The sequence below is a fragment of the Pseudomonas sp. 3JA genome (genome assembly GCF_036961705.1).
GTDB lineage: Bacteria > Pseudomonadota > Gammaproteobacteria > Pseudomonadales > Pseudomonadaceae > Aquipseudomonas > Aquipseudomonas fluorescens_Q.
In genome coordinates, this window is record NZ_JBAMDJ010000017.1 from 55,054 (window position 1) to 73,189 (window position 18,136).

An 18,136-nucleotide genomic window follows, 5' to 3' on the forward strand; every position below is an offset into this window, starting at 1 on the left:
ATGCTGAGCAAGAAGATTCGCACCATCGTGGTGTTCGGCTGTATCGCGGCGATTTTTGCTGCGGTGGGCTACTGGAACATCAGCCCCGAACGGTTTCTCGACCGGCCAGCGGCCCAGATCGAGGAAAAGATCGACTGGTACGCGACCAACACGCATACCCTGCAATACCTGCCCGACGGCAAAGTGCAGTACGAGATGACGTCCGACAAGGTCGACCACGTAAAGGCCACTGACATTACGCTGGTCACCAAGCCCGATCTGAACATGTTCCGCGGCACCGAGTTTCCGTGGCATGTGCAGAGCGAGCATGCCGAAGTCAATTCCGGCGGCACCGAAGTGGAACTGATCGACTCGGTGCGCATCGCCCGAACCGACGAGAAAAACCGTACGACCATCATCACCAGCACGCGCATGACCGTGTTCCCACAGCAAGAATATGCGCAGACCGAGCAACCCGTTAGAATCGACGGCGCCGGGGGTGTATCGACCGGCACGGGAATGAAAGCGTATTTGAAGGAAAGCAGGATACACCTGCTATCGAACGTAAGAGGACAGTATGAAGCTCGCTAAAACCCTCCCTATTTTGCTCAGTCTGGGCGCAGCAGCACTGGGAAGCGCGAGCGCCTGGGCTCTTCCCGACGACCGCAACCAGCCTATCCGCATCCAGGCCGACGACGCCCAGCTCGACGACAAGAATGGCGTCGCCACCTATAAAGGCGACGTGATCATCACCCAGGGCTCGATGAAGGTCACCGGCAATACCGTGACCATCACCCGCACCCAGTCCGGCGACATCGACGTGGTGACCTCGGTGGGCAACCTGGCCTATTTCGAGCAGTTGCAAACCGCAGGCGATACCAAGCCTGTGCAGGGTTACGGGGTAACCATCCAGTACCACGCCTCCCAGGATCGCGTCGTCCTGATCGACCGCGCCAAGGTCGTCGACAAGGACAACAACGTGACCCAAGGCGAGAAAATCGTCTACGACACCAACAAGAAACTCGCCAGCGCCGGTCGCGCCACCGGCAGCAAGGTGACCGAGTCGCGTCCGCGGATCGACATGGTGATCCAACCGAAAAAGAAAACCGACGAGCAGAAGGCCCAGTAATGGCAACTCTGAAAGCTCAGCACCTGGCCAAGAGCTACAAGAGCCGTCAAGTCGTGCGTGATGTCAGCCTGTCCATCGACAGCGGCCAGATCGTCGGCCTGCTCGGCCCCAACGGCGCGGGCAAGACCACCTGCTTCTACATGATCGTCGGCCTGGTCCAGGCCGATCAGGGTCGCGTACTGATCGACGACGTGGATGTCAGCCACCAGCCGATGCACGGCCGAGCGAAGGCAGGTATCGGCTATTTGCCGCAAGAAGCATCGATCTTCCGCAAACTGTCGGTTGCCGACAATATCATGGCGATCCTCGAGACCCGCAAGGAACTCGACAAGGCCGGCCGTCGCCAGGAGCTGGAAAGCCTGCTGCAGGAATTCCACATCAGCCATATTCGCGACAACCTGGGCATGAGCCTGTCCGGCGGTGAGCGGCGTCGCGCGGAAATTGCCCGCGCCCTGGCCACCGCACCGAAGTTCATCCTGCTCGACGAACCGTTCGCTGGCGTGGACCCGATCTCGGTAGGTGATATCAAGCAGATCATCCATCACCTCAAGGCCAAGGGGATCGGCGTGCTGATCACTGACCACAACGTGCGCGAGACGCTGGATATCTGTGAAACCGCCTACATTGTCAACGATGGCCAACTGATCGCCGAAGGCGACTCCGCAGCCATCCTGGCCAATGAGCTGGTCAAGGAAGTGTATCTGGGCCATGAGTTCCGCCTGTAATCACAAGTGTCTGGCGAATTGTCCGAGCGTCGTTTAATTTTATTGTGGCGACGCTCTAGGCAAACACTTCAGTTTCAGGCATATAATTTGCTTAAGTTTGGCGCTTCGGCGCCCTGTAGTGGATGGCGCATGTGCGCCGGCTAATAAGGTGTTAAGCCCCTGCCATGAAACCATCGCTAGTCTTGAGAATGGGCCAGCAGCTGACGATGACACCGCAGCTGCAACAGGCCATCCGCCTGCTCCAATTGTCGACCCTGGACCTGCAGCAGGAAATCCAGGAGGCCCTGGAGTCCAATCCGATGCTCGAACGCCAGGAAGAAGGCGACGACTTCGACAACACCGATCCGCTGGCCGACAACGTCGAGCAGAAGACCAACACCGAAATCCCGGAACCGACCTACCAGGAAACCGCCCCGACGGTGGACAACCTCGAGGACGGCGAATGGAACGAACGCATCCCCAACGAACTGCCCGTGGACACGGCCTGGGAAGACGTCTACCAGACCAGCGCCAGCAGCCTGCCAAGCAGCGATGACGACGAGTGGGACTTCACCACCCGCACCTCTGCGGGCGAAAGCCTGCAAAGCCACCTGCTGTGGCAGTTGAACCTGGCGCCGATGTCCGACACCGATCGCCTGATCGCCGTGACCCTGATCGACTGCATCAACAACCAGGGCTATCTGGACGAGACCCTCGAAGAAATCCTGGAAGCCTTCGACCCCGAGCTCGACATCGAGCTGGACGAGATCGAAGCCGTCCTTCATCGCATCCAGCAGTTCGAACCGGCCGGCATCGGCGCCCGCAACCTGGGCGAGTGCCTGTTGCTGCAACTGCGCCAGTTGTCCGCCAAGACACCGTGGCTGGCCGAAGCCAAGCGGCTGGTCACCGATTACATCGACCTGTTGGGCGGCCGCGACTACAGCCAACTGATGCGTCGCATGAAGCTCAAGGAAGATGAGCTGCGCCAGGTCATCGAACTGGTGCAGAGCCTCAACCCGCGTCCCGGCTCGCAGATCGAATCCACCGAGCCCGAATATGTGGTCCCCGACGTGATCGTGCGCAAGCACAATGATCGCTGGCTGGTGGAGCTCAACCAGGAGTCGGTGCCCAAGCTGCGGGTCAACGCCCAGTACGCCGGCTTTGTGAAGCGTGCCGACACCAGTGCCGACAACACCTTCATGCGCAACCAGTTGCAGGAAGCGCGCTGGTTCATCAAGAGCCTGCAAAGCCGCAACGAAACCCTGATGAAAGTTGCCACCCAGATCGTCGAGCATCAGCGCGGCTTCCTGGAGTACGGCGATGAAGCGATGAAACCGTTGGTCCTGCATGACATTGCCGAGGCAGTGGGCATGCACGAGTCGACGATTTCCCGGGTAACCACCCAGAAATTCATGCATACCCCTCGGGGTATCTATGAATTGAAATACTTTTTCTCCAGCCACGTCAGCACCTCCGAAGGCGGCGAATGCTCGTCCACGGCCATCCGCGCGATCATCAAAAAACTGGTGGCCGCGGAAAATCAGAAAAAGCCGTTGAGTGACAGCAAGATCGCTGGTTTACTGGAGGCACAAGGCATTCAGGTGGCCCGCCGCACCGTCGCCAAATACCGCGAATCCCTCGGGATCGCGCCTTCGAGCGAACGTAAGCGGTTGATGTAACAGGCCACGCCACAGCGTTCCAGTGGCAGGCATTTCTGCCTGCCGCTTTATGCACTGGCAACGAAGGAGAAGCTGTATGCAAGTCAACATCAGTGGACACCAACTGGAAGTGACCGAACCCCTGCGCACCTACATCGGCGAAAAACTCGACCGATTGGAGAGGCATTTCGACAAGATCACCAACGTGCAAGTCACGATGAACGTCGAGAAGCTGCTGCAGAAAATCGAAGCCACGCTGCATATCCCCGGCGGAGAAGTGGTTGCCAACGCAGAGCACACAGACATGTATGCCGCGATTGACCTGCTGACCGACAAGCTGGATCGCCAACTCAAAAAGCATAAGGAAAAGACCCAGAGCCTCCTCCAGGGCGCAACCGGTCGTTAACCCCCCCAATCCATGATCCGACTAGAAACCATCCTGACCCCCGGCCGTTCCCAGGTGAACGCGCCGGGCGGCAGTAAAAAGAAAGCCCTCGAACACATTGCCAACCTGATCCACCGCGAGGTTCCGGATCTGGAAATGCAGGACGTCTTCGAGGCCTTGGTTGCCCGTGAAAAACTCGGCTCCACCGGTTTTGGCAACGGCATCGCCATTCCCCACTGCCGTCTCAAGGGTTGTGCCGCGCCGATCAGCGCGCTGTTGCACCTTGAAACTGCTATAGATTTCGACGCCATCGACGGCGCCCCGGTCGACCTGCTGTTTGTATTGCTGGTACCGGAAGCGGCGACCGATGCGCACCTCGAGCTGCTGCGCCAGATTGCCAGCATGCTGGACCGCAAGGAAGTGCGCGAAAAACTGCGCAGCGCACCGAGCAACGAAGCGTTGTACCAGGTTGTCCTGGACGAGCAGAACGGTCATTAAAAATGCGCATGATCATTGTCAGTGGTCGCTCCGGCTCCGGTAAAAGCACGGCCCTCAACGTGCTTGAGGACAGCGGCTACTATTGCATCGACAACCTGCCCGCCGGCCTGCTGCCGGAACTGGCCGAGCGCGCCCTGATCCACACCGAGTTGGCACAGCCGCTGGTGGCGGTGTCCATCGATGCACGTAACCTGCCAAGCCACCTGTCGCGCTTTCCTGAACTGCTCGAGGAAGTGCGCAGCCGACATATCCAATGCGACGTGCTGTACCTGGATGCCGATGAAGAGACACTGCTCAAGCGTTTTTCCGAAACCCGCCGACGCCACCCACTGAGCAATGCCAACCGTTCGCTGGCCGAAGCCATCGAGGATGAAAGCCAGCTACTGGGGCCGATCGCCGACCTGGCAGACCTGAAGGTCAATACCACGCACCTGAACCTGTATCAGTTGCGCGACACCATCAAGCTGCGCCTGCTCAACCAACCCGAGCCGGGCACGGCGTTCCTGGTGGAGTCGTTTGGTTTCAAGCGTGGCATGCCCGTAGACGCCGATCTGGTGTTCGATGTGCGCTGCCTGCCCAATCCTTATTGGAAACCGGAGTTGCGCGCTCAGTCCGGGCTCGACCAACCGGTGATCGACTACCTGGCCGCCCAGCCGGATGTCGAAGAAATGTACCAGGACATCTCCAGCTACCTGCTCAAATGGCTGCCCCGCTTTGCCGCGAGCAACCGCGCCTATGTCACGATCGCCATCGGCTGCACTGGTGGCCATCACCGCTCTGTCTACCTGACCGAACGCCTGGGTCAGCTCCTGCAACAATCCCTGAAGAACGTCCAGGTTCGCCACCGCGACCTCAGCTAAAGGATTCACATCGCGATGCCTGCTCTGGAAATTGAAATCATCAACAAGCTGGGTTTGCATGCCCGAGCGTCGGCCAAGTTCGTCGGAGTCGCGGGCCAGTTCAAGGACACCACCATCAGGGTGGGTCGCACACCCGAGACCGCGGTCGACGGTAAAAGCATCATGGCGATGATGATGCTCGCCGCCGGCAAGGGCACCAAGATCCACCTGCACACTGAAGGCGATCGAGCGCAGGAAGCGATGGATGCCCTGGTGGACCTGATCAACAGGTACTTCGACGAAGGCGAATAACCCCCCTGTGGTGAGGGGATTTATCCCCGCTGGGGTGCGAAGCGCCCCCCCAAAAAAGCCCATGCAATCAACCAGGGCCACCGCGAGGGTAGGTTTTGGGGCTGCTTCGCAGCCCAGCGGGGATAAATCCCCTCGCCACAGATTGATCCTGCCCCACAGATTGTCCCCCCTGCCACACAGATTGATTCCTGCCCCACAGATTGTCCCCCTGCCACACAGATTGATCTCTGTCCCACAGACTTTCCCTGTCACGCCAACGCCGTATCCATCACCATCATCAGGCAAAACCCCACCAGCAACCCGAGGCTCGCCAGCTTGTCATGGCCATTGCGGCGCGATTCGGGAATGACCTCGTGAGTCACCACCAGCAGCATCGCCCCGGCCGCCAGCGCCAGCCCCAGGGGCAGCAGCATCTCGGCCAGGCTCACCAACCAGGCGCACAACAGCGCGAACACTGGCTCGACCAGCCCTGACGCAGCGCCAATCGCGAACGCCTTGAGCCGCGACATCCCGGCCGCCGCCAGCACCAGCGCGATCACCAGCCCTTCAGGGACATCCTGCAAGGCGATCCCCATCGCCAGGCTGTCGGCATCGGGCATGCCGCCACCCGCCGATACGCCAACGGCCATCCCCTCAGGAATGTTGTGGGCCACGATGGCAAACACGAACAGCCAGATCCGCGGGGCAATGATCGGACGTCCGGGCGCCTCTACCAGCCTTGCAGGGCTGGCTGACACTTTACGGTCGACCAGGTACAGCCCGAATGCCCCCAGCAGGATACCGAAGCTGATCAGGCCACTGGCCGCCCAAGGCGTGAGCCCCAGCTGTTCGGCTGCGGCAATGCCCGGCACGATCAGCGAAAACGCCGTCGCGGCCAGCATCACGCCAGCCCCGAAACCGAGTAACGAATCACTCACGGCCTGGGGCATGCGGCGGATCACCAGCACCGGCACAGCGCCCAACGCCGTGCCCAAGGCGCAAAGCCCACCGCCCTGCAGGGCACGCAACAGTTTCGGCTCCAGGTCCAGCCACGCCAGGCCCTGGGCTACCAGCAATGTCATCCCGGCCAACAATAACAGCGATCCCAAGGCGTAGCGGAACATCCGTCCGCTCCCTATCGCCAGCGTTTCAGTATCCATAGTCAGCCTTGGATTGTTTATGAGGCACTCAGGCCAGCGCAGCCTGGTAACGGCGTGCGACTTCCGGCCAGTTGATCACGTTGTAGAACGCGTTGATGTATTCCGGCCGACGGTTCTGGTACAGCAGGTAATACGCGTGCTCCCAGACGTCCAGGCCCAGGATCGGCGTATGGCCGTTCATCAACGGGCTGTCCTGGTTGCCGCTACTTTCCACCACCAATGTCTTTTGCGGCGTCACGCTCAACCAGGCCCAACCGCTGCCGAAACGGGTCAGCGCCGCTTTGGTGAACGCTTCCTTGAACCGCTCGAGACCGCCCAATTGCGCCTCGATCGCGGCGGCCAGGGCTCCCTCGGGTTGCCCCCCGCCCTGGGGCGCCATGACCTCCCAGAACAACGAATGGTTGGCATGGCCGCCGCCCTGGTTGATCACCGCGGCCCTGAGGCTTTGCGGCAATTGCTCGATGCTGGACAGCAGTTTTTCGACCGGCCATTCGGCGTATTCGGTACCGTCCACCGCCGCGTTGAGGTTGTTGATGTAGGTCTGGTGATGCTTGGTGTAGTGGATTTCCATGGTTTGCGCATCGATGTGCGGTTCCAGGGCATCGTAGGCGTAGGGCAATGCAGGCAAGGTAAAAGCCATTTTCAATGAACTCCGTAATGAACAGGGGCATCGCGCTGCTGGGGCGAAGCGGCATTGCAACCCAGCAGGCGCTGGGTACGAGGGTATTCACCGTGTTCGCTGATGAACGTCAGCAGTTCGACATAGGTCTTGTGGCTCTGACGCAACGCAGCAGCACGCAGGGCCGGCGCCATGCGCTCGTCCTGCAGGGTCTGCAACAACCGCTGGTGGATGGCGCAGAGGTACTCGGCGCTCTCCTCCGGCTGGTTCAGGCGCAAGTGCAGGTCCGCCAGGTTGTGATGGGAGACGACGCACGCGGCCACGGCTTCGTCGGCATCCGACCAACGCTCGAACAGCACCTGGGCCAGCGCCAGGGCTTGCAGGTAGGCTTCGCGGGCATCTACCAGCTCGCCCAGCATGAAACAGCGGTTGGCCCGTTCAATCGTACGTTTCCAGTGTTCCATGATGAGTCCTCCACACAGGTGTCGGGGGTTACACGCCGCCGGCGGTGAGTTTCTCCGGGTCCAGCAGGACTTCGAGTTCGCTGCGTGTCAGGTCGGTGTGCTCCAGGGCGACATCGATGACCGGCCGACCTTGCTGGTAAGCCTTCTTGGCGATTTCAGCGGCCTTCTGGTAACCAATGATCGGATTCAGCGCGGTCACCAGGATCGGATTGCGCGACAATGCTTCCTTGAGCCGGGCCTCGTTGACCTTGAAGGTGGCGATGGCCTTGTCCGCCAGCAAGCGGCTGGCAGTGGACATCAGCGCGATGCTGCTCAGCAGGTTCTGGGCGATGATCGGCAGCATCACGTTCAATTCGAAGTTGCCCGATTGACCGGCGATAGTGATCACCGTGTCGTTGCCAATCACTTGGGCCGCCACCATCGCGGTGGCTTCAGGAATGACCGGGTTGACCTTGCCGGGCATGATCGAGGAGCCCGGCTGCAAGCCCTCGAGCTCGATCTCGCCCAGGCCCGCCAGTGGCCCGGAGTTCATCCAGCGCAGGTCATTGGCGATTTTCATCAGCGACACCGCCGTGGTCTTGAGCTGTCCGGACACCGCCACGGCGGTGTCCTGGGAGCCGATCAGCGCGAACAGATTCTGGCCTGGGGTGAACTGCACCTGGGTCAGTTGCGTCAGTTGTTGACTGAACAGCTCGGCGAAGCGTGGATGGGCGTTGACCCCGGTGCCGACCGCCGTACCGCCCTGGGCGAGGGATTGCAGGCTCGGCAGCAGGTCCTGCAAGTGGCCGATATTGGCCTTGAGTTGCTGCGCCCAGCCGTCAAGCACCTGGCTCAGGCGCACCGGCATGGCATCCATCAGATGGGTGCGACCGGTCTTGATGAACGGGTGCACCTCCTCGGCCTTGCGCTCAATCACCTGCACTAGGTGCAACAGCGCCGGCAGCAGTTGCTCATGCAAGGCCAGCGCAGCGCTGACATGAATGCTGGTAGGGATGATGTCATTGCTGCTCTGGCCGCAATTGACGTGGTCGTTCGGATTGACCGTTTCCCCCAACAGACGACTGGCGAGGGTGGCGATCACTTCGTTGGCGTTCATGTTGGAGCTGGTGCCGGAGCCGGTCTGGAAGATATCCACCGGGAAGTGGTCCATGAATTGGCCTTCGAGTAGCCCTTGGGCGGCGTCGACAATGGCCTTGCCCTGTGCAGGGCTGATTTGTTCCAGCTCTACGTTGGCCCGAGCGGCAGCCGCCTTGGCCAGGATCAGGGCGCGGATGAACTGCGCCGGCATGCGCTGGCCGCTGACCGGAAAGTTATCCACTGCGCGCTGGGTCTGGGCGCCATAGAGGGCATCCACCGGGACTTGCAGCTCGCCCATGCTGTCGCGTTCGATACGGGTATTACTCATCGGGAGATCCTTGCACCAGTTCAATAAGAGGAATCGACGGCTCCAGGGCGCAGGTCGCCAGCGCCCAGGCATGACTCTGCCAACGCTTGAGGCGGCAGCGGCACAGTGATTGTTGTTCGAGCTCACGCAGAGGACGCCAGGCCTGGTCGAGGCAGAGATTGCGCCAATGCCACGGCAGCGCGACGTCGGCGGCGGTGTCGAGCAGCAAGCGGAACGCGGTTTCGGAAATCATCCACGGCGAAGTGGCGGTGCAGCAGGCCAGATAACGGCCTTCGGCCAGGTAATGCTCGATCAGCCGCGGCTCGTCCGGACTCATCGCACAACGGATCTGGCGACTCATCCAGCGCCAGCTTTCAAGGTAGGGTTGTTCGTGCAGGGCAGAACTCATGACCGGGGCTCACTCGGCAAATGAGATTCATTATTAGATGATAATAAGAAGCAACACAACCATAAGCCCGTACAAATTTCACCGTGGCGAGGGAGCTTGCTCCCGCTGGTCTGCGAAGCAGACCCTAGCAATCTGGAGCTTCACCTGTTTCAGTGAGGCTAAGATTTTTGCGGCTGCTGCGCAGCCGAGCGGGAGCAAGCTCCCTCGCCACAGGGGTTTCTGCGATTGAAGGTCAGCTACCCGCCACCGTCATCCGCTCGATCAACACCGAACCGGTGCGGATGTTGCTGCGCAGTTCCAGATCGTTGCCCACCGCTACGATCTGCTTGAACATGTCGCGCATGTTCCCGGCGATGGTCACTTCCTGGACCGGGAACTGGATCTCGCCGTTCTCGACCCAAAAACCCGCCGCGCCACGGGAATAGTCGCCGGTGACCATGTTCAGGCCATGGCCCATCAGTTCAGTCACCAGCAGGCCACGCCCCATGCGCCGCAGCAAGGCGGCCTGGTCTTCTTCGCCATGGGTCACGAACAGGTTATGCACACCACCGGCATTGGCGGTGCTCGGCATGCCGAGTTTGCGGCCCGAATAGGTGCCGAGGATGTAGGACACCAACTCGCCCTTTTCCACGAACGGCTTGGCGTAGGTGGCCAGGCCGTCGCCGTCGAACGCGGAGCTGCCCATGGCCTGCATCAGGTGCGGACGCTCGTCGATGGTCAACCATTCCGGGAACAGTTTCTGCCCCAGCGCGCCCTCGAGGAACGACGACTTGCGGTACAGGTTGCCGCCGGACACCGCCGACAGGAAGCTGCCGAACAAGCCGCCGGCCAGCTCGGCCGAAAACAACACCGGCACTTCACAGGTCGGCACCGGCCGCGCGCCCAGGCGGCTGGCCGCCCGTTGCGCGGCTTTCTGGCCAATGCTCACCGGGTCCGCCAGCAAGGTGCCCTGGCGGTTGACGTCGTACCAGTAATCACGCTGCATCTGACCGTCGGCTTCGGCGATCATGACGCAACTGAGACTGTGGCGGGTCGATGCATAACCGCCGATGAAGCCGTGGCTGTTGCCATAGACCCGGCAGCCCTGGTGGGTATTGAGCGTCGTGCCGTCGGCATTCTTGATCCGGCTGTCGGCCTCGAATGCCGCCGCTTCGCAACGCAGTGCCTGTTCGATGGCCTGCTCGGGGGTGATGTCCCAGGCGTGAAACAGGTCGAAGTCGCGCAGCTCCTTGCACATCAGCGCAGCATCGGCCAGGCCCGAGGCTTCGTCTTCGGAGGTGTGCTTGGCAATAGCCAGTGCCGCGGCGACGGTTTCGCGAATGGCCTCCGGACCACTCGCCGACGTGCTGGCCGAGCCCTTGCGCTGGCCCACGTACAAGGTGATGCCAAAGCCCTGGTCGCGATTGAATTCGACGGTTTCCACCTCGCGCTGGCGCACCGACGTCGACAGGCCCTGCTCCAGCGATACAGCCACTTCACAGGCACTGGCGCCCTGGCGCTTGGCCTCGGCAAGGATCTGCTCGACTTGTTCCTGCAGTGCCGGCAATGCTTGCGGGCCGACGCTTTGAACTGCACTCATGGTGTTCTCCACTCAAATTCTTCTTTCGGTGATGGCCTTCGAGCGACCGGGCCGGACAAGCGGCCCCCGACTGGTTATCATGGCGGCGTTTCTTTGCGGACTGCCACCATGGTTGATTCTTACGACGACTCCCTCTACGAGGGTGAAAAAAGCAAATCCCAGGTCAAACGCGAGCTGCATGCTCTGGTTGACCTCGGCGAGCGACTGACAACACTCAAGCCTGACTTGCTGGCCAAACTGCCCTTGACCGACGCCTTGCGCCGAGCCCTGGCCGATGCGCCCAAGCACACCGCGAATATCGCGCGTAAACGGCACCTGCAATTCATCGGCAAACTGATGCGCGATCAGGACACTGACGCCATTTTGGTCCTGCTCGATCAACTCGATGCCTCCACCCGGCAATACAACGAACGTTTCCACAACCTGGAGCGCTGGCGCGATCGCTTGATCGCAGGCGACGACGGCACCCTGGAAAAATTCGTCATCGACTACCCGGAGGCTGATCGTCAGCAATTACGCTCCCTGATCCGTCAGGCCCAGCACGAGCTGGCGCAGAACAAGCCACCGGCCTCGAGCCGTAAAATCTTCAAGTACATCCGTGAGCTGGACGAGACCCAACGCGGCTTGCGCTGATCGTTCACTGGCTCACCAATCCCTTGCCAGGGTAGCCATTACCGTGGCGAGGGAGCTTGCTCCCGCTCGGTTGCGCAGCGACCGCATGGGGCTACTGCGTAGCCCAGCGGGAGCAAGCTCCCTCGCCACGGGGGCCGCTGAATATTTTCATGCGCCCGTGCCACCCACGGTAATCGCGTCGATCTTCAAGGTCGGCTGGCCGACGCCCACCGGCACCGATTGCCCGTCCTTGCCGCACGTGCCCACACCGCTGTCCAGCGCCAGGTCGTTACCGACCATCGACACCTTGCTCATCGCCTCCGGCCCGTTGCCGATCAGGGTCGCGCCTTTGACCGGCGCGGTGATCTTGCCGTCTTCGATCAGGTAGGCCTCGCTGGTGGAGAACACGAACTTGCCACTGGTGATGTCCACCTGGCCGCCGCCGAGGTTGGCGCAATAGATACCTTTTTTCACCGAGGCGATAATTTCCGCCGGATCGCTTTGACCACCGAGCATGTAGGTGTTGGTCATGCGCGGCATGGGCAGGTGCGCGTAGGATTCACGGCGACCATTGCCCGTGCGGGCCACGCCCATCAGCCGGGCATTGAGTTTGTCCTGCATGTAGCCCTTGAGCACACCGTTCTCGATCAGCGTGGTGCATTCGGTCGGGGTGCCTTCATCGTCGACGCTCAGGGAGCCACGACGCCCGGCCAGGGTGCCGTCATCGACGATGGTGCAGAGTTTCGAGGCGACCATTTCCCCCATGCGCCCGCTGTAGGCTGAGCTGCCCTTGCGGTTGAAATCGCCTTCCAGGCCGTGACCCACCGCTTCGTGCAGCAGCACGCCGGACCAACCGGACCCCAGCACCACCGGCAACGTACCGGCCGGGGCCGGAATGGCCTCGAGGTTGACCAGCGCCTGGCGCAGCGCTTCGCGGGCGTAGCCCATGGCGCGGTCTTCGCTGAGGAAATAACGGTAATCGGTGCGTCCGCCGCCGCCATGGCCGCCGCGCTCACGGCGACCGTTCTGCTCGACGATCACGCTGACGTTGAACCGCACCAGCGGCCGCACGTCCGCCGCCAGACCGCCGTCGGTGGAAGCCACCAGGATTCGCTCCCAGACCCCGGCCATGCTCACCGTCACTTGTTGGATACGCGGATCGAGGGCACGGGTGGCGACGTCGATGCGCTTGAGCAGCTCGACTTTTTCGGCGCGGCTCATGACTTCCAGCGGGTTATCCGGCGCATACAACTGCGCCACGTCCTGGCTGCTGAACGCCTGGACCGTGCCGTTCTGCCCGGCGCGGGAGATCGAGCGGGCCGCACGGGCCGCGGCACCGAGGGCCTCCAGGGTAATGGCGTTGCTGTAGGCAAAACCGGTTTTTTCCCCGGACTGGGCGCGCACACCCACGCCCTGGTCAAGGTTGAAACTGCCTTCCTTGACGATGCCGTCTTCCAGCGACCAGGATTCGGAGATCTGCCCTTGGAAATACAGGTCGGCCGCATCGATGCCCGGGCCGGCCAGGTCGCCCAGCACGCCTTGCAGGCTCTCCAGGGTTACGCCGCCAGGGGCTAAGAGGTGTTCACTGACTGAGGACAACAACCCGCTCATATGTTTTACGCCTTGAATTCGTCGTCTTGGACAGGTCGCTGTCGAGCGCCCTGCGAGAAAAAGCGCCGATGGCTGGCCACCGGCATGCGCGCCCGGATGGACGCCTGTTCGCTGCTGTCGCGTGCGGCCAGCAGCACGGCCTCACCTTGATCCTGCTGTGCCAGCACACGGCCCCACGGGTCGACAATCGCGGCATGGCCAAAGGTTTCCCGCGGCCCCGGATGCACGCCGCCCTGGGCGGCCGCCAGCATGTAGCACTGGGTCTCGATGGCCCGGGCGCGAATCAATACCTCCCAATGGGCCGCGCCGGTCACCGCGGTAAACGCCGACGGCGCCGTGATCAGTTCGGCCCCGGCAGCCCGCAACTCGCTGTAGAGCTCCGGAAACCGCAAGTCGTAACAGACCGTCAGGCCGACCCGGCCCACGGGGGTATCGGCAACCACCACGTTAGCGCCATAAGCATAGTCATCCGACTCGCGATAGCGCCCGCGATTGTCCGCCACATCCACATCGAACAAGTGCAGCTTGTCGTAGCGCGCCACGATCTGGCCCTGATCGTCGACCAGCAACGAACAGGCGTGGGACCTGGCCTCGGGCTGGTCCACCGGTGGCAACGGCAACGTGCCGGCCACAATCCATAACTTGAGGTCTCGGGCGACCTGTTTCAACCAGGGCAGGATCGGTCCCTGACCAAAGGCTTCGGCACGACCGATATCGGCAATGTCCCGCCGTCCCATCGCCGCGAAATTCTCCGGCAGCACGGCCAGCCTGGCGCCGCCGGCGGCAGCCTGTTCCAGCAGCACACGGGCACGGGCCAGGTTGGCGAGCACATCGCTTTGACTGACCATTTGAATCACGGCGAATGGCATGGTGCCTCCTCCCTGTCTCATCTCGTTCCCACGCTCTGCGTGGGAATGCATCAAGTGATGCTCCGCGTCACAGGGACGCAGAGCGTCCCGGGCGGCGTTCCCACGCAGAGCGTGGGAACGATCAAAGCTGTCAAAACGGCTTGTCGAAGCTGATCTTCGGCTCTTTCCACGGCCCCTTGACGTCGTATCTTACGCTGGCAAAGCGCGCCACGCGGTCACCGATCAGTTTGTCGATCAGAAACAGCGCCCCACCCACCGCCGGGGCACCGACGATCAGCGCGGCGATTGGCAGGTTGTTGGTCACCGGCAGCGTCACCAGCAACTTGGCGTCGACCCGGTCGGCCACCATGTCCAGCGTGCCGTTGAGTTCCAGGTTGCTCGACGGCCCGGTCAGGGTAATGGGTTCGCGGGTCACGTACACACCGTCGCTCGCCACCAGCAGTCCCTTGACCCGGTCGTAGCTCAGCCCCTTGCCGAACAGGTCGGAGAAGTCCAGGCGCAAGCGTCGGCCGATGGAGTTGAAGTTCAGCAGGCCAAATACCCGCAACGCCTGGGCGCTGCCTTCCACTTCGACAAACTGGCCCTTGCTCAGCGACGCGTCGAGGCTGCCGGAAAAACGCTTGGTGGCGACCCACGCTGGCGAGCCGGGCCAGCGGCCATCGACATCCAGGCGGAACGTCTGGCTGGTCACGCTTGGGGCATAACCCCAGCCCTTGAGCACGTCACCCAGGTTCTTGCCGCCGATACGGCCCTTGTACCAACTGCTGGTGGAACCGGGCGCGCCTTCCCAACCACCGCTGCCGTTCAACACCATGCCCTTGAGGCCCATGTCCAGCTCGTTCAGCGCGATGCCCTTGGCGGTCGGTCGTACTTTCAACGACCACGCACCGATGAGATCAGGGCCCTGGAACAATTGGTCGATGGCAATATCCATGGCCGGGATTTTGCCGGGATCGACCGACGCCAACGGGTCCGGTGAGTTTTCATCCGCCTGGACCGTCGGGTCTGTGGCCGGCAGGCGCACATAATCAAGCTTGATACCAATCGGGGCGGCCTTTGCGTCCGGCAGGCTGACATTGCCCTTGGCCTGCTGGCTGTCGAGCCGCAAGGCCCAGGCGTCCGGCCTGCGGTCCAATTGCACCGATGCCTGGTCCAGGGTCGTACCCATGGCCGTAAGCTTGCCGACAGTCAGATCGACGCTGCTGAGCAGTTGCTTGGCACTGCCGCCCGGATCCTGGCCGGCGTACTTGTTGACCAGGTCCTGCCAGGGACTCACGTCCAGTGCAGGCAGTGTGCCGCGCAGTCGCAGTCCCTTGGCCCCGGGTAGAACGGCATCGCCGGCCCCCAGCAACAATTCGCCACGACCATCGGCGACTTTCCCGCTCGGCGCGGCGTAAGTGAAATTGGCCAAATCGCCATAATCGAGCCAATAACGCCGCTCCGGCCCTTGCAGGGTCATGCGAAACACCGTGTCGCGCCCGACATCGGCGGCCATGCCGAAGGGTGCCGGCAGGTCCACCGCCACGCCCTTGAGGTTGGAACTGACCGACAATTGGCTGTCGGCGCCGTCGAGGATCACTTGCAACTGGTACGGCACGACACCGGATACCGGCAACGGCTGGGTGACATTCAGCCAACTGGTGAGTTTCTTGATCTCCACCTGCCCGAACGCCGTGACTCGTGTGTTGAGCGCTCCGGCGTGGCCTTCGGCGAAAATCTGTGCGGTCACGGGCCGGTCGAATGCCCGGGCACTGATGCCCTTGCCGCTCAAGCCCTTGTTGCTGTCGAAGCGGAAATCGCCCTTGAGTTGGGTCAGTTCCAGTACCGGCTCGCTGAGCTTGAGACGGGCCTTGTCGGTGGCGAAATCCACCAGGATCTTCGGTTGCTCGCCTTTGACCAGGGGGATGTCGAGCTTCACGCTGCCTTGCAGGTCGCCCTCGCCTTCCCAGCCGGCAAATGTCTCGGCGGTCCCGATCGGTGCGGTCTGGAGGATTTTCAGACCGTCCCCCAGTCCTCCAGCGAACCCGCCGTCCAGAAACAGATGAACGCTCTGCCCGCTGGGGACATGGGGAATGTTCACCGAAACATCCTTGACCTGGGTATCGAGCAATTGTCCTTGGCTGGCGAAGATGCGCACGCCGCTGTCTTCGACGAAGACATCGCCGCTGACCTTGCTGACCGAAGGCCAGCCCGGCTGGAACGCCAGTTCGGCGTCATGCACCTTGAAAAACAGGCTGATACTGCGTGCCGCGTCTTCGGCACCGTGATTGAGCGAGCCTTGATACTGGAAGAAACCCTCGTCCACCGCGCCCTTGACGATGGCCGTGCGCAGCCACTCATCCAGCGCCGGGCTGAGGACCGCCGGCAGGTACTTGGCGGTGTAGCGTCCGTCACCGTCCACCAGGCCAACCCGCAGGTCCATGTAGTCTTCCTGGCTGTGGTCGAAATGCAGGCGGATCAGGAAATCGCCGGCAATCCGCCCCTCCTCGCCCAGCACCTTCAAATATGGCGCGATCAGGGTGAAGCCTTGCTTGTCGAGCTTCCAGGTCAACCGGGCGTTGGCCTGCAGATACTGCCAGGGCTTGGCGAAAATCGGGTCCAGGTGCAGGGAAAAATCCTTGCTGTCCATGCGCAGCTCGCCGCCACCGAGGTCGCCGCTCAGACTCCCCGATACATTGCGCGCAGCCGGGGCGCCGCGATAGGCATCAAAGCCCACGGTGTCCAGGTTGGTGGCGAAGCTGATTTTCTGGTCACCGGTGTTCTGCGGCCGGTAGTCCAGCAGCACGTTGCGCAGCCCACCGGTCACCTTGAGACGGTCGATGGTCGTCGCCAGGCCTTCAGGCAACGGTGCCAGGGCGTTGAGCAAAGGCGTAAGCGGGGTCAGGTCGAGGCGATCGGCCTGCAGGTGCCAGCGCTCCTCGGCCTTTTCGGTGGCAGCACTCTGTTGCAGTTGCAGGCGCGATTCCCAGCGGGTTTCGCCCAGGTTCATCGCCAGGGAATCGAAGGTCGCGGTAAATCCCTGGTCACCACGCTGGAAATATCCATTGAGCGCCAGGTTATGGATCTGCACCGGCTTGCGCTCGGCGTAGGCCCCCAGGATGTCAGGAGCGTTCAAGCGCATGGCCGCGCTTTGCACCGTACCGCCGCCCCAACTCAGCCAGAACTCGCCACCGGCCTTGATCCGGGAAAAATTCCATTGCTGGGTCAGGCGTTTGGGCAGCCATTTGGCCCAGTCGCTTTGCGGCAGGCTCAGGTACGCATCGGCCTGGCCGTTCTTCCAGTCACTGGCGCGGATACGGGTGCGCAGGTTGATCGCCACCGGCTGACCGTCAGGCAGGGTCAAGCGCACGTCCAGCCGTTGACGGATGGCGCCGGTGCGCAAGCTCAAACCGACGTAGGTGAGGGTCAGCGGTGGTTGCTCGACAGGTTGCAACGTCACCTGGCTATCGAGCAGCGAGAACCTGGAGACCACCTGCATGCGTTCGAGCAATTGCTGCGGATCGAGGGGCTGCTCGTCCTTCACCGGCAGGCCTTCCAGGGCCCACTTGCCGTCGGCGCCCTCCTTGAGGCTGATCTTCAGGCCGCTGACTTCCAGGTGGGCAATACGCACCTGACGTGCCAGCAGGCTGTCCCATAGGTCAGGCACGGCTCGCACCTGATCCAGGTGCAAGGCGTTGGGGCCTTCGCCGACCACCACGTCGCGCGCCGCCAGGATCGGTGCCAAAGCGTCCCAACTGCCGTCGAGGCTACCGATGTGCACAGGCATGCCCAAGGCGGCACCCGCGCGGGTCTCGACCTCGGCGCGGTACTCGGCCACCAGCGGGACCAGCTCGCGACCGAGGCTGACGTACAACGCCAGCAACACCAGCAACAGGGCGCACAGCCCCAGCCCCCAACGGGTCAGCGTCGCGATCAAGCGTGTCAGACGCTCCATGTCAGTGGGCTC

General features: G+C 62.1%; 18 protein-coding genes. 9 read left to right on the forward strand and 9 right to left on the reverse strand.

Annotated features, from left to right (window positions below):
* The 8 genes from lptC to V7773_RS15255 all read left to right on the forward strand — a co-directional run bounded on the left by lptC (window position 1) and on the right by V7773_RS15255 (window position 5,504).
* The gene (lptC, locus tag V7773_RS15220; RefSeq protein WP_063322911.1) at window positions 1-570 is read left to right on the forward strand and encodes an LPS export ABC transporter periplasmic protein LptC; all 570 of its coding nucleotides are present in this window, start codon (window positions 1-3) and stop codon (window positions 568-570) included.
* Entirely contained in the window at window positions 557-1,108 is a 552-nt protein-coding gene (lptA, locus tag V7773_RS15225) for a lipopolysaccharide transport periplasmic protein LptA (RefSeq protein WP_063322912.1), read from the forward strand. The genes lptC and lptA overlap by 14 nt, the downstream gene beginning before the upstream one ends.
* Window positions 1,108-1,833 (forward strand): LPS export ABC transporter ATP-binding protein, encoded by a 726-nt coding sequence (gene lptB / locus V7773_RS15230; RefSeq protein WP_063322913.1) that lies wholly within the window; start codon window positions 1,108-1,110, stop codon window positions 1,831-1,833. Before lptA ends, lptB begins: the two co-directional genes overlap by 1 nt.
* Window positions 1,834-1,997: 164 nt before the next feature.
* On the forward strand, window positions 1,998-3,491 hold the full coding sequence (locus V7773_RS15235; protein ID WP_063322914.1) for an RNA polymerase factor sigma-54: 1,494 nt from the start codon (window positions 1,998-2,000) through the stop codon (window positions 3,489-3,491).
* A gap of 76 nt (window positions 3,492-3,567) precedes the next feature.
* A complete protein-coding gene (gene hpf / locus V7773_RS15240) occupies window positions 3,568-3,876 on the forward strand; it encodes a ribosome hibernation-promoting factor, HPF/YfiA family (RefSeq protein WP_003178005.1) in 309 nt (102 codons plus the stop codon).
* 12 nt (window positions 3,877-3,888) lie between these two features.
* On the forward strand, window positions 3,889-4,353 hold the full coding sequence (gene ptsN, locus V7773_RS15245) for a PTS IIA-like nitrogen regulatory protein PtsN (RefSeq protein WP_003197847.1): 465 nt from the start codon (window positions 3,889-3,891) through the stop codon (window positions 4,351-4,353).
* A 2-nt stretch (window positions 4,354-4,355) separates the two neighbouring features.
* Window positions 4,356-5,213, forward strand: a complete 858-nt coding sequence (gene rapZ / locus V7773_RS15250; RefSeq protein WP_003197845.1) for an RNase adapter RapZ — start codon at window positions 4,356-4,358, stop codon at window positions 5,211-5,213.
* A gap of 15 nt (window positions 5,214-5,228) precedes the next feature.
* Entirely contained in the window at window positions 5,229-5,504 is a 276-nt protein-coding gene (locus V7773_RS15255) for an HPr family phosphocarrier protein (protein ID WP_336074049.1), read from the forward strand.
* Window positions 5,505-5,752: 248 nt separating this feature from the next.
* Here V7773_RS15255 and V7773_RS15260 read toward each other — a convergent pair whose 3' ends face one another.
* The 6 genes from V7773_RS15260 to pmbA all read right to left on the reverse strand — a co-directional run bounded on the left by V7773_RS15260 (window position 5,753) and on the right by pmbA (window position 11,098).
* A complete protein-coding gene (locus tag V7773_RS15260) occupies window positions 5,753-6,643 on the reverse strand; it encodes a ZIP family metal transporter (protein ID WP_092149021.1) in 891 nt (296 codons plus the stop codon).
* 28 nt (window positions 6,644-6,671) lie between these two features.
* Window positions 6,672-7,283: a superoxide dismutase gene (locus V7773_RS15265; RefSeq protein WP_336074050.1), complete on the reverse strand. Its 612-nt coding sequence runs from the start codon at window positions 7,281-7,283 to the stop codon at window positions 6,672-6,674.
* Window positions 7,284-7,285: 2 nt separating this feature from the next.
* Entirely contained in the window at window positions 7,286-7,726 is a 441-nt protein-coding gene (locus tag V7773_RS15270) for a hypothetical protein (RefSeq protein WP_063322917.1), read from the reverse strand.
* 28 nt (window positions 7,727-7,754) lie between these two features.
* Entirely contained in the window at window positions 7,755-9,131 is a 1,377-nt protein-coding gene (locus V7773_RS15275; protein WP_063322918.1) for a class II fumarate hydratase, read from the reverse strand.
* Window positions 9,124-9,519, reverse strand: a complete 396-nt coding sequence (locus tag V7773_RS15280) for a hypothetical protein (protein WP_063322919.1) — start codon at window positions 9,517-9,519, stop codon at window positions 9,124-9,126. The genes V7773_RS15275 and V7773_RS15280 overlap by 8 nt, the downstream gene beginning before the upstream one ends.
* Window positions 9,520-9,751: 232 nt before the next feature.
* Window positions 9,752-11,098, reverse strand: a complete 1,347-nt coding sequence (gene pmbA, locus V7773_RS15285) for a metalloprotease PmbA (RefSeq protein WP_336074052.1) — start codon at window positions 11,096-11,098, stop codon at window positions 9,752-9,754.
* A 108-nt stretch (window positions 11,099-11,206) separates the two neighbouring features.
* On the opposite strand from pmbA, the gene yjgA reads away from it, so the two are divergent.
* On the forward strand, window positions 11,207-11,731 hold the full coding sequence (gene yjgA, locus V7773_RS15290) for a ribosome biogenesis factor YjgA (protein ID WP_014336624.1): 525 nt from the start codon (window positions 11,207-11,209) through the stop codon (window positions 11,729-11,731).
* A gap of 147 nt (window positions 11,732-11,878) precedes the next feature.
* Here yjgA and tldD read toward each other — a convergent pair whose 3' ends face one another.
* The 3 genes from tldD to V7773_RS15305 all read right to left on the reverse strand — a co-directional run bounded on the left by tldD (window position 11,879) and on the right by V7773_RS15305 (window position 18,124).
* Entirely contained in the window at window positions 11,879-13,321 is a 1,443-nt protein-coding gene (tldD, locus tag V7773_RS15295) for a metalloprotease TldD (RefSeq protein WP_072341241.1), read from the reverse strand.
* 5 nt (window positions 13,322-13,326) lie between these two features.
* Window positions 13,327-14,190 (reverse strand): carbon-nitrogen hydrolase family protein, encoded by an 864-nt coding sequence (locus V7773_RS15300; protein ID WP_092149027.1) that lies wholly within the window; start codon window positions 14,188-14,190, stop codon window positions 13,327-13,329.
* A gap of 130 nt (window positions 14,191-14,320) precedes the next feature.
* On the reverse strand, window positions 14,321-18,124 hold the full coding sequence (locus V7773_RS15305; RefSeq protein ID WP_336074053.1) for a YhdP family protein: 3,804 nt from the start codon (window positions 18,122-18,124) through the stop codon (window positions 14,321-14,323).
* Window positions 18,125-18,136 lie beyond the last annotated feature (12 nt).

What these genes read in the sequence shown, in the direction of transcription:
- V7773_RS15300 (WP_092149027.1), bottom strand. Translation starts at nt 14,190, where the DNA reads ATGCCATTCGCCGTGATTCAAATGGTCAGTCAAAGCGATGTGCTCGCC.
- V7773_RS15270 (WP_063322917.1), bottom strand. Translation starts at nt 7,726, where the DNA reads ATGGAACACTGGAAACGTACGATTGAACGGGCCAACCGCTGTTTCATG.
- V7773_RS15280 (WP_063322919.1), bottom strand. Translation starts at nt 9,519, where the DNA reads ATGAGTTCTGCCCTGCACGAACAACCCTACCTTGAAAGCTGGCGCTGG.
- V7773_RS15305 (WP_336074053.1), bottom strand. Translation starts at nt 18,124, where the DNA reads ATGGAGCGTCTGACACGCTTGATCGCGACGCTGACCCGTTGGGGGCTG.
- V7773_RS15255 (WP_336074049.1), top strand. Translation starts at nt 5,229, where the DNA reads ATGCCTGCTCTGGAAATTGAAATCATCAACAAGCTGGGTTTGCATGCC.
- V7773_RS15275 (WP_063322918.1), bottom strand. Translation starts at nt 9,131, where the DNA reads ATGAGTAATACCCGTATCGAACGCGACAGCATGGGCGAGCTGCAAGTC.
- ptsN (WP_003197847.1), top strand. Translation starts at nt 3,889, where the DNA reads ATGATCCGACTAGAAACCATCCTGACCCCCGGCCGTTCCCAGGTGAAC.
- V7773_RS15260 (WP_092149021.1), bottom strand. Translation starts at nt 6,643, where the DNA reads ATGGATACTGAAACGCTGGCGATAGGGAGCGGACGGATGTTCCGCTAC.
- lptC (WP_063322911.1), top strand. Translation starts at nt 1, where the DNA reads ATGCTGAGCAAGAAGATTCGCACCATCGTGGTGTTCGGCTGTATCGCG.
- lptA (WP_063322912.1), top strand. Translation starts at nt 557, where the DNA reads ATGAAGCTCGCTAAAACCCTCCCTATTTTGCTCAGTCTGGGCGCAGCA.
- V7773_RS15265 (WP_336074050.1), bottom strand. Translation starts at nt 7,283, where the DNA reads ATGGCTTTTACCTTGCCTGCATTGCCCTACGCCTACGATGCCCTGGAA.
- rapZ (WP_003197845.1), top strand. Translation starts at nt 4,356, where the DNA reads ATGCGCATGATCATTGTCAGTGGTCGCTCCGGCTCCGGTAAAAGCACG.
- hpf (WP_003178005.1), top strand. Translation starts at nt 3,568, where the DNA reads ATGCAAGTCAACATCAGTGGACACCAACTGGAAGTGACCGAACCCCTG.
- pmbA (WP_336074052.1), bottom strand. Translation starts at nt 11,098, where the DNA reads ATGAGTGCAGTTCAAAGCGTCGGCCCGCAAGCATTGCCGGCACTGCAG.
- yjgA (WP_014336624.1), top strand. Translation starts at nt 11,207, where the DNA reads ATGGTTGATTCTTACGACGACTCCCTCTACGAGGGTGAAAAAAGCAAA.
- tldD (WP_072341241.1), bottom strand. Translation starts at nt 13,321, where the DNA reads ATGAGCGGGTTGTTGTCCTCAGTCAGTGAACACCTCTTAGCCCCTGGC.
- V7773_RS15235 (WP_063322914.1), top strand. Translation starts at nt 1,998, where the DNA reads ATGAAACCATCGCTAGTCTTGAGAATGGGCCAGCAGCTGACGATGACA.
- lptB (WP_063322913.1), top strand. Translation starts at nt 1,108, where the DNA reads ATGGCAACTCTGAAAGCTCAGCACCTGGCCAAGAGCTACAAGAGCCGT.